The following is a 10,513-nucleotide window of genomic DNA, read 5'->3' as shown; positions in this document are numbered from 1 at the left end:
GCCAGGAGCCTCTCTTGCGTCGACCAATATCGTTCGCCCTCATGGCAATCGGAGCAGCCGCGATCGTGTTGGCGCTGTCCGCAGGGATGCTGTACGAGCGGCTGGCCATCGTCGCACTCGACCAGAAGTCGACGTCAGTGGCAGTCGGGACCAATATGACCGTCCTGCGTGTGTGGGGCGAGGACCTCGGTGGCGGGAAGACCGAGGCGCACTACGACCAGCTCGAGAACGTGACGATCGAGAACACGCGCAAGGTCGTGGGCATCCCCGGACTGGTGCCCGCCGAGCAGCGCGGGAAGATCGCAGTCTGGCAGACGGGCGTGATCTCCAAGGCGGTCGGGATCGGCGACATGCCCGCGACGGAGGAGCTGGTGACCTTCGACCGTCGGACAGGGCTCACGACCGGGGACGGCCGCGACAAGAAGTCTGCGGGCACCTTGGATGACCCCCAGGCGATGAGGCCGATCAAGCACGCGGGGCTGTTCTTCAAGTTCCCGTTCAATGTCGAGAAGAAGGCGTACCCATGGTGGGACGGCGACATGGAGCGTGCCGCGACCATGGAGTTCGTCCGCGAGGAGACGATCGCCGGCGTGGACACCTTCGTCTTCGTCCAGCGGACCCCGGTCACACCTCTGAAGTCGGTGAGCGTTCCCGCGCAGGTCTTCGGCGGAACCGGCGGGATGGTCGACGCGGTCCCCTTCTATGGCAACACCCGCACTGTCTGGGTGGAACCCAACACCGGCGTCGTCATCAAGGGGCAGGAGGAGCTGGACAAGACCCTGCGCGGGTCACTGGGCACGGTGGTCACCACCAAGGGCACCCTCGCCTACAACGACGCCACCGTTCGGGCCAATGCGAACGAGTACCGCGTCAAGGGGCAGCTGCTCGGGTTCTTGCGGGACAGCCTCACCTCCGTCGGCCTCATCGTCGGTGGCCTTGCCCTCGCGGCCGGGCTGGTGCTGCTCCTCACGGGCCGTGCCTCCAGGCCCGCCGCGCGGACAGCCGATGGTGTGGCCGGCCTCGGTGTGAGCGCCCAGGACTCGCGGCGCCAGAGGCGAGCGCGCGTCTGACGCACTGCGTCGGCCCTCTCAGGAGCGGTCGCACACGAAGATCGCGGTCCCGGGGATCAGCCGGCCGCGCAAGGGGGACCAGCCGCCCCAGATCTCTTCGTGGCCCTCAGGCCATTCCGGCTCGACCAGGTTGACGAGGCGCAGGCCGGCCGCGGCCACCTGTCGCACCAGCTCGCCCAGGGTCCGGTGGTGTTCCACGTAGGTCGCCCGCCGACCCGAGTCCTGCTCGACATAGGGGGTCGGGTCGAAGTACGAGTAGGTCGCGGTCAGCCCGCCCTCGCCGGGATCGTCGCGGAAGGCCCACCGGATCGGGTGCGTCGTCGAGAACACGAACCGGCCGCCCGGTCGGAGCACCCGCGCCGCCTCCCGGAGGACGACCTCGGAGTCCGCCACGAAGGGGATGACTCCGTACGCCGTGAAGACGACGTCGAAGCTGCCGTCGGGGAAGGGCAGCGACCGGCCGTCACACTGGACGAAAGGAACGCGACGCCCAGGCGCGAGCGACGCGTTCACTGCGACACCCTCCCGGATCATCCCGGCCGAGAGGTCGCTCGCGACGACCTCGCCGCCGTGGCCGCGCACCCAGCGTGCCCCCTGCCCCGAGCCGCCGCCGATCTCCAGCACCCGGCGGCCGGTGACGTCGCCGAGCAGGCGGGCGTCGGACTCGCGCAGCCGCTCGGGTCCCCAGACGAGGTCCTCGTCGCCGAGGAAGGCGCCGTGCTCCGCGTAGTAGTCCGCTGCCTCGGCGTCCCACCACGTCCGGTTGGCCCGCACGGTCTCGCCCGCGGCGACCGGACGCCGGAGCGCCTCCGTGGGCTCGCTCACCGCGCACCCTGCCTTTGACCACGTCCGTCGCGCCCGGATAGGATGCTCGAGCACATTCGTGTGCTCAGTTCACCATGTCCACACGGCGACCCCGAGCCGCCGCCAATATTACTGTCCACAATCGGAGTTCCTACTACATGACTGCCAACACGGTCGAGAAGACCGCGCCTGAGGTCGCCATCAACGACATCGGCTCTCAGGAAGACATCCTTGCCGCGATCGACGCGACCATCAAGGACTTCAATGACGGCGACATCGTCGAAGGTCGCATCGTCAAGGTCGACCGGGACGAGGTCCTGCTCGACATCGGCTACAAGACCGAGGGCGTCATCCCCTCGCGCGAGCTGTCCATCAAGCACGACGTCGACCCCGGCGAGATCGTCAAGGTCGGCGACGAGGTCGAGGCCCTCGTTCTCCAGAAGGAGGACAAGGAAGGCCGCCTGATCCTGTCCAAGAAGCGTGCGCAGTACGAGCGCGCCTGGGGCACGATCGAGAAGATCAAGGAAGAGGACGGCGTCGTCACCGGCACGGTCATCGAGGTGGTCAAGGGTGGTCTCATCCTCGACATCGGCCTCCGTGGCTTCCTGCCCGCGTCGCTCGTCGAGATGCGCCGCGTCCGCGACCTTCAGCCGTACGTCGGCAAGGAGATCGAGGCCAAGATCATCGAGCTCGACAAGAACCGCAACAACGTGGTCCTGTCGCGCCGGGCCTGGCTCGAGCAGACGCAGTCCGAGGTTCGCACCACGTTCCTCAAGGAGCTCCAGAAGGGCCAGGTCCGTTCGGGCGTCGTGTCCTCCATCGTCAACTTCGGTGCCTTCGTGGACCTCGGCGGTGTGGACGGTCTCGTCCACGTGTCCGAGCTGTCCTGGAAGCACATCGACCACCCGTCCGAGGTCGTCGAGGTCGGCACCGAGGTCACGGTCGAGGTTCTCGACGTCGACATGGACCGCGAGCGTGTCTCCCTGTCGCTCAAGGCGACGCAGGAGGACCCGTGGCAGCACTTCGCGCGGACCCACGCGATCGGCCAGGTCGTGCCCGGCAAGGTCACCAAGCTCGTCCCGTTCGGCGCGTTCGTCCGCGTCGAGGACGGCATCGAGGGCCTGGTGCACATCTCCGAGCTCGCCGAGCGTCACGTGGAGCTGCCGGAGCAGGTCGTCAACGTCGGTGACGAGATCTTCGTCAAGGTCATCGACATCGACCTCGAGCGTCGCCGGATCTCCCTGTCGCTCAAGCAGGCCAACGACGAGAGCGTGCCGGTGTCGGAGTTCGACCCGACCCTCTACGGCATGGCCGCCGAGTACGACGAGGAGGGGAACTACAAGTACCCCGAGGGCTTCGACCCGGAGACCAACGAGTGGCTCGAGGGCTACGAGACCCAGCGCGAGAAGTGGGAGCGGCAGTACGCCGAGGCCCACGCACGCTGGGAGGCCCACAAGGCGCAGGTCGACGCGGCGACGAAGGCGGACGCCGAGGCTGCTGCGAACGCCGGCATGGCCACGTCGTACTCGTCCGCGAGCGGCGGCGGGTCCTCCGAGAGCCAGTCGACGCAGGCTCCGGCCGAGGGCACCCTTGCCTCGGACGAGGCGCTCGCCGCGCTTCGCGAGAAGCTGACGGGCAACTGAACAAAGCAGGACGTATGCCGCTGGGCTCGCTCCAGCGGTAACGGCCAGTCACAGCCCCGGTCCTCCACCCACGTGGGGGACCGGGGCTGCGTCGTTCCTCGGGGGAACCACCTCCGGGTGAGGCCCGTCGCGCCGGGACGCGGCCCGGGAAACAGTCACCGGCTGTTCATCTGGCGGCCAGGTGGTGGACACCATCGCGGCCGGGCGTCGTCATCCGTGAACCGGAGAGTGGGAACGTGCAGCACCTGTTGGTCGAGCCGAGTCCGGCGACGTCCACCTCCCTCACCCAGCGTCTTCACCATCGGTCGGAGCGGCTCTGGCCGGGTAGCCGACTCGACATCCAAGGCCATCGCGGCGCCCGGGCCCGGGTCGTCGAAAGCACGATCGAGAGCTTCGTGGCCGCCTTCGACGCGGGAGCCACCGGCGTCGAGCTGGACGTTCGACTCACGGCTGACGGGCACGTCGTCGTCTGGCACGACCCCCGCCTCGAGCCGGAGAAGTGCAGCTCCACCCGGGACGACCTCATCGGGGCCCGGGTCGACGAGCTGACCCTGGATCAGCTGCGGACCGTCGACGTCGGGTCTCGCACGTCCGCCGCCTTTCCGCTCCAGCGCCCGGCCCCTGGCGCGGGCATCCCGACGCTGTCGGAGCTCCTCGCGGTCGGCCGCGACCGCGCCCCCGACATCTGGTGGACCATCGAGCTCAAGCTCGACCCGACCGAGCCCGGAGTCGACCGGACGAGAGCCCTGCTGCTCGACAGCGTGCTCGCAGCCGTTGCCGCGGCGGGCACTGGGCCGCGCACGCTGGTCCACTCCTTCGACTGGGCCGCGCTCGAACTGGCCCAGCAGCTCGCACCCGAGCTGCACCGCTCGGCCCTCGCCGTCACCGGGGTGACCTACACCGAGGGGTCGCCGTGGCTCGGTGGCGTGGACTGGCGCGACCACCGGGACGACCTGGCCGGCGCAGCGGCCGCAGTCGGCGCGCACGTCGTCGCTCCGCACCACGACTCGGTCGATGCCGAGCTCGTCGCCCGGGCCCATGAGCTCGGACTCGGAGTCCTGCCGTGGACGGTCAACGATCCCGACGACCTGCGGCGCGTCGTCGCTGCCGGCGTCGACGGCCTCATCACCGACGACCCCGAGCTGGCGCTGTCCGTGCTCGGTTGAGAAGCGTGGCCGGACCGCCCGGCCCAGCACTCGTGGGCGGACGGATGCCGTAGCGTGGCGCCATGCTGCGCGTCGGAGTGACCGGGGGCATCGGCTCCGGCAAGTCCACGGTCGCTCGCCGTCTGGGAGAGCTGGGCGCCGTCGTCATCGATGCCGACCAGGTCGCCCGCGAGATCATGGAGCCCGGCGAGCCGGTGCTCGATGAGGTGCGGAAGCGCTTCGGCGACAGCGTGATCCGACCGGACGGGTCGCTTGATCGGGCGGCCCTCGCCGCGATCGTCTTCCCCGACCCAGCGGCCCTGGCCGCCCTCGACGCAATGACGGGGCCGGCCATCGGCAGGCGCGTCGCGCTCCGGCGCTCGGCGGTCTCGCCCGGCACCGTCTCGGTCTTCGACATGCCGCTCCTCGTCGAGCGTGGGCTGTGGGTCCACGAGCACGTGGCGCTCGTCGTCGAGACCGCGCCCGAGACACGCGTTCGGCGTCTCGTCGAGCAGCGCGGCCTGGACGAGCAGGACGCCCGCCACCGGATCGCCGCCCAGGCGTCGGACGCCGAGCGCCGTGCGGCCTGCGACGTCGTCCTGGCCAACGACGGCACACCGGAGGAGCTCACGGCAGCCGTGGACCTCCTGTGGCGGGACCGGCTCGTGCCGTGGAACCACAACCTCGTGCAGGGACGCCACTCCCGCAGGCCGGACCGGTCAGCGGTCGTCGCGCCGCGCCCCGACTGGGGCGCCCGCGGCGGGCGCCTCGTCGCCCGGGTGGCCCACGCCCTCCGGGAGATCAGTGCCGTCACCGAGGTCGAGCACATCGGCTCGACCGCGGTGCCGAACCTGCCCGCCAAGGACGTGCTCGACCTCCAGGTCGGCGTCCGGGATCTCGCGGTCGCGGACTCACCCGCCTTCGAGGCAGCCCTGCGGCACGCCGGCCTCCTGCGCTTCGACCACCTGACGGCCGACACGCCGCGCCCGTCCGGTGCCGATCCGGCCCAGTGGGAGAAGCGCGTCTGGGGCTCCACCGACCCGGCCGGCGTCGCCCACATCCACGTGCGCCGCACCGGCTCCCCGGGGTGGCGCCTCGCACTGCTCTTCCGGGACTGGCTGATCCACGAGCCCGCGGCGCGGCAGGGCTATGCGTCGGAGAAGCACCGTCTCCTCACTCTGGACGACCGGACCTCCGTCTACGCCGAGGCGAAGGAGCCGTGGTTCGCCGAGGCGCTGCCCCGAGCCGAGCGGTGGGCGGTGGAGACGAGCTGGACCCCTCGCTGAGGGCACCTTCGTGCGGGAGGGAAGTCAGCGGCATACGCCGTTGTTGAGGGTGGCGTGAGAGGTGAGTACAAGGTCCCGGGTGGCAAGCTGGTCGCGGTCGACCTGGATGTGTCCGATGGACGGCTGTCCGACGTCAGCGTCTCGGGGGACTTCTTCCTCGAGCCCGACGAGGCGCTGGATGACATCAACGGGGCCCTCAACGGGCTCTCCGTGGATGCCGGGGTGGAGCACCTCGCCGCAGCCGTGGACGGAGCCCTCGACGAGGCCGTCTCGCTGATCGGCTTCACGCCCGAGGCCATCGGCATCGCCGTGCGGCGCGCCCTCGGGAAGGCGACCGGCTGGCACGACCACGTCTTCGACGTCATCCCGCCCGTGACCCTCGACCCGGCAATGCACGTCGCCCTCGACGAGGTGATCGCCCACGAGGTCGCGACGGGCGAGCGACCCCCGACCCTGCGGTTCTGGGACTGGGACCGTCCTCTCGTGGTCATCGGGTCCTTCCAGAGCGTTCGCAACGAGGTCGATCCGGATGGTGCCGCGCGCCACGGCATCGAGGTCGTCCGACGGATCTCGGGCGGGGGAGCGATGTTCATGGAGCCCGGCAACACCATCACCTACTCCCTCGTCGTGCCCACCTCGCTCGTCGAGGGCCTCAGCTTCGAGCGCTCCTACTCCTTCCTCGACGACTGGGTCATCGGCGCGCTCGCCGACGTCGGCGTGCGGGCGCACTTCGTGCCCCTCAACGACATCGCGAGCGACCAGGGCAAGATCGGGGGAGCAGCCCAGAAGCGGTTCGTCGCCGGCGCCGTCCTGCACCACGTGACCATGGCCTACGACATCGACGCCGACAAGATGCTCGAGGTGCTCCGGATCGGGCGCGAGAAGCTCTCCGACAAGGGCACCCGATCGGCCAACAAGCGGGTCGACCCGATGCGCTCCCAGACCGGCATGACCCGCGAGGCCATCATCGACAGCTTCATCGCCTCGTTCTCCCGGATGCACAGCACGACGCCCGCCACCTACACGGAGTCCGAGCTGAGCGCCGCGAAGGAGCTCGTCGAGGCCAAGTTCGCGACCGACGAGTGGACCCACCGGGTGCCGTGACCGGCGTGCGCAACCCAGCCCAGCGGCATACGGACTCGGCGGTGTCGGCAGCGGCACGTACGGTGTAGGCATGCGTCCCACGACCGACCTCCAGCGCACGGTGGCCCCCTTCGAGGTCATCTCGGAGTACACCCCGAGTGGTGACCAGCCACAGGCCATCGAGGAGCTCGCGCGCCGGATCAAGGCGGGCGAGCAGGACGTCGTCCTCCTCGGTGCGACCGGCACCGGCAAGTCGGCGACGACCGCCTGGCTCATCGAGCAGGTGCAGCGCCCGACGCTCGTCATGGCGCCCAACAAGACGCTCGCGGCGCAGCTGGCCAACGAGTTCCGCGAGCTGCTCCCCAACAACGCCGTCGAGTACTTCGTCTCGTACTACGACTACTACCAGCCCGAGGCGTACATCCCGCAGACCGACACCTACATCGAGAAGGACAGCTCGGTCAACGACGAGGTCGAGCGGCTCCGGCACTCCGCCACCAACTCGCTGCTCACGCGGCGCGACGTCATCGTCGTCGCATCCGTGTCCTGCATCTACGGCCTCGGCACGCCGCAGGAGTACGTCGACCGGATGGCCCGGATCAAGGTCGGCGAGGAGGTCGACCGGGACTCGCTGCTGCGCCGCTTCGTCGAGATGCAGTACACCCGCAACGACCTCGCCTTCACCCGTGGGACCTTCCGGGTGCGCGGCGACACCGTCGAGATCATCCCGGTCTACGAAGAGCTCGCCATCCGGATCGAGTTCTTCGGCGACGAGGTCGAGCGGATCTACACCCTGCACCCCGTCACCGGTGAGGTGGTCCACGAGGAGCAGGAGATGTACGTCTTCCCGGCCTCGCACTACGTCGCGGGTCCGGAGCGGATGGAGCGCGCGATCCGCGGGATCGAGCTCGAGCTGGAGGACCAGCTGGCGACGTTCGAGAAGCAGGGCAAGCTGCTCGAGGCGCAACGGCTGCGGATGCGGACCAGCTACGACATCGAGATGATGCGCCAGGTCGGTTTCTGCTCCGGCATCGAGAACTACTCACGGCACATCGACGGGCGCGGGGCGGGGTCCGCGCCGAACTGCCTGCTCGACTACTTCCCCGAGGACTTCCTCCTCGTCATCGACGAGTCGCACCAGACCGTCCCGCAGATCGGGGCGATGTATGAGGGCGACATGTCCCGCAAGCGGATGCTCGTCGAGCACGGTTTCCGGCTGCCGAGCGCGATGGACAACCGGCCGCTCAAGTGGGAGGAGTTCCTCGAGCGGATCGGTCAGACGGTGTACCTGTCGGCAACCCCCGGCGAGTACGAGCTGGCCAAGTCCGGCAAGAGCGGACCACCGGTCGAGCAGATCATCCGTCCCACCGGCCTCGTCGACCCCGAGGTCGTCCTCAAGCCGACCAAGGGCCAGATCGACGACCTCATGGACGAGATCCGGCTCCGCGTCGAGCGCAACGAGCGCGTCCTCGTCACCACCCTGACGAAGAAGATGGCCGAGGACCTCACCGACTACCTGCTCGACAAGGGCATCCGCGTCCGCTACCTGCACAGCGACATCGACACGCTCCGCCGCGTCGAGCTGCTCCGCGAGCTGCGCACCGGCGTCTACGACGTCCTCGTCGGCATCAACCTGCTCCGCGAGGGTCTCGACCTGCCGGAGGTGTCCCTCGTCTCGATCCTCGACGCCGACAAGGAGGGCTTCCTGCGCTCCACTCGGTCGCTCATCCAGACCATCGGCCGCGCGGCCCGCAACGTCTCCGGCCAGGTCCACATGTACGCCGACAAGATCACGCCCTCCATGCAGGAGGCCCTCGACGAGACGAACCGGCGCCGGGAGAAGCAGCTCGCCTACAACCGGGAACGCGGGATCGACCCGCAGCCGTTGCGCAAGAAGATCGCCGACATCACCGACCTGCTCCAGCGCGAGGACGCCGACACGCAGGAGCTGATCGGTTCGGGCCGGATGCAGTCCCGCGGCAAGAGCGGGGCGGGCCGCGGTGCCGTCGCCGCCGACGTCGGGGTGTCGTCCGGTCGGCGCGGCAACCGTCCTGCCGACCTGGCCGCCGCTGACCTCGCGGGCCTCATCCAGGAGATGACGGAGCAGATGCACCAGGCGGCCGCCGAGCTCCACTTCGAGCTGGCGGCCCGGCTGCGCGACGAGGTGAGCGAGCTGAAGAAGGAGCTCCGGCAGATGACCGAGGCCACCCGCTGAGGATCGCCGCCGGGTCCCCGCGGCGGGGTCCGCCCACCGAACGAGATTTGGCGCACGTGCCAAGGGGTGAAACACTCAGGCGTTCACGGAGGGGAGTATCCCCGAAGCGATGGGTTCGTCATCACGGCTCCGACCACGTCGGTCCCGGGCCCATCGGCCGGCCTGCAAGGCGGGAGAGACCTCCGGTTGCTCACGTTGACCTGACCGACGCTGTAACCGGAAGGCGTTCACATGCATGTTCCCCTGTGGGGCTGGTATCTCACCATCGGCTTGATGACGGTGGCCCTGCTGATCGACGTCTTCGTCATCGCCCGCCGCCCGCACGTGCCCTCGATGGGGGAGGCCGGTCGGCACCTGGCCTTCTACGTCACCGCGGCCGTGCTCTTCGGGCTGTTCGTCTGGTGGGAGTGGGGCGGACAGTACGCCGGTGAGTTCTTCGCCGGGTGGCTGACCGAGTACTCCCTGTCGGTCGACAACCTCTTCGTCTTCCTGCTCATCATGCAGAGCTTCCGCGTGCCGCAGCGCCTCCAGCAGTCGGCCCTGATGATCGGCATCATCATCGCCATCGTCCTGCGCGGCATCTTCATCGCGCTCGGTGCGGTCGTCATCAACGCCTATGCCTGGGTCTTCTACATCTTCGGCGCCTTCCTCATCTACACGGCCATCAAGCTCGCCAAGGGCGGTGAGACGGACGACGACGAGTACCACGAGAACCGTTTCCTGCTCTGGGTCGAGAAGACCTTCCGGGCCACCAAGGAGTGGCACGGTCCCCACCTGACGATCGTCGAGGGCGGCAAGCGGCTGATCACCCCGATGATGATCGTCATCCTCGCCCTCGGCACGACAGACCTGCTCTTCGCGCTCGACTCGATCCCCGCGATCTACGGGCTGACGAAGGAGCCGTTCCTCGTCCTGACGGCCAACATCTTCGCTCTGATGGGGCTGCGCCAGCTCTACTTCCTCATCGGTGGCCTGCTCAAGCGCCTCGTCTATCTCAGCTTCGGGCTGGCGGTGCTGCTCGGTTTCATCGGGATCAAGCTGATCCTGCACGCCCTGCACGAGAACAACCTGCCCTTCCTCAACGGCGGCGAGCCGTTCCACGGCGTCCCGGACATCCCGATCAGCGTCTCCCTGGGCGCCATCGTGGTGATCCTCGGGGTCACGACCGTCGCGAGCCTGCTCAAGACCCGACGTGACGCGCGGCTCGAAGCGAGCTCGGCGTCGTCCGTCGACAGCACCGCCGGCCCCGGGACCGGCGAGCGCTGAG

Annotated in this window: 8 protein-coding genes; 7 read left to right on the top strand and 1 reads right to left on the bottom strand. The window is 69.0% G+C overall.

The features are described 5' to 3' along the window. The first annotated feature begins 41 nt into the window (after positions 1–41). On the top strand, positions 42–1,070 hold the full coding sequence (locus OO014_RS01235) for a DUF3068 domain-containing protein (protein WP_272460409.1): 1,029 nt from the start codon (positions 42–44) through the stop codon (positions 1,068–1,070). A gap of 18 nt (positions 1,071–1,088) precedes the next feature. On the opposite strand, the gene OO014_RS01230 is transcribed toward OO014_RS01235, so the two are convergent. After that, a complete protein-coding gene (locus tag OO014_RS01230; protein WP_272460408.1) occupies positions 1,089–1,895 on the bottom strand; it encodes a class I SAM-dependent methyltransferase in 807 nt (268 codons plus the stop codon). A gap of 137 nt (positions 1,896–2,032) precedes the next feature. Between OO014_RS01230 and rpsA the strand changes: the two genes are divergently transcribed. From rpsA to OO014_RS01200, 6 genes are all read left to right on the top strand, one after another. Then, positions 2,033–3,517: a 30S ribosomal protein S1 gene (gene rpsA / locus OO014_RS01225; RefSeq protein WP_272460407.1), complete on the top strand. Its 1,485-nt coding sequence runs from the start codon at positions 2,033–2,035 to the stop codon at positions 3,515–3,517. A gap of 236 nt (positions 3,518–3,753) precedes the next feature. Then, the gene (locus OO014_RS01220; protein WP_272460406.1) at positions 3,754–4,683 is read left to right on the top strand and encodes a glycerophosphodiester phosphodiesterase family protein; all 930 of its coding nucleotides are present in this window, start codon (positions 3,754–3,756) and stop codon (positions 4,681–4,683) included. A gap of 62 nt (positions 4,684–4,745) precedes the next feature. Then, positions 4,746–5,948, top strand: coding sequence for a dephospho-CoA kinase (gene coaE / locus OO014_RS01215; RefSeq protein ID WP_272460405.1), 1,203 nt, complete (start codon positions 4,746–4,748; stop codon positions 5,946–5,948). 54 nt (positions 5,949–6,002) lie between these two features. Then, entirely contained in the window at positions 6,003–7,052 is a 1,050-nt protein-coding gene (locus tag OO014_RS01210; protein ID WP_272460404.1) for a lipoate--protein ligase family protein, read from the top strand. Positions 7,053–7,122: 70 nt separating this feature from the next. Continuing rightward, positions 7,123–9,246: an excinuclease ABC subunit UvrB gene (gene uvrB / locus OO014_RS01205; protein WP_272460403.1), complete on the top strand. Its 2,124-nt coding sequence runs from the start codon at positions 7,123–7,125 to the stop codon at positions 9,244–9,246. Positions 9,247–9,477: 231 nt separating this feature from the next. Beyond that, positions 9,478–10,512 carry a TerC family protein gene (locus OO014_RS01200; protein WP_272460402.1) on the top strand — a complete coding sequence of 345 codons (1,035 nt, stop codon included), beginning with the start codon at positions 9,478–9,480 and terminating at the stop codon, positions 10,510–10,512. The last annotated feature ends 1 nt before the right edge of the window (position 10,513 follow it).

Origin of the sequence: Intrasporangium calvum (assembly GCF_028446585.1) — a bacterium.
GTDB lineage: Bacteria > Actinomycetota > Actinomycetes > Actinomycetales > Dermatophilaceae > Intrasporangium > Intrasporangium calvum_A.
The sequence above is the reverse complement of the archived record's forward strand: the minus strand, read 5'-3'. Positions and strand labels throughout refer to the sequence as shown.

Coding starts and splice junctions, on each gene's coding strand:
- OO014_RS01235 (WP_272460409.1), top strand. CDS start 42: ATGGCAATCGGAGCAGCCGCGATCGTGTTGGCGCTGTCCGCAGGGATG.
- rpsA (WP_272460407.1), top strand. CDS start 2,033: ATGACTGCCAACACGGTCGAGAAGACCGCGCCTGAGGTCGCCATCAAC.
- coaE (WP_272460405.1), top strand. CDS start 4,746: ATGCTGCGCGTCGGAGTGACCGGGGGCATCGGCTCCGGCAAGTCCACG.
- uvrB (WP_272460403.1), top strand. CDS start 7,123: ATGCGTCCCACGACCGACCTCCAGCGCACGGTGGCCCCCTTCGAGGTC.
- OO014_RS01200 (WP_272460402.1), top strand. CDS start 9,478: ATGCATGTTCCCCTGTGGGGCTGGTATCTCACCATCGGCTTGATGACG.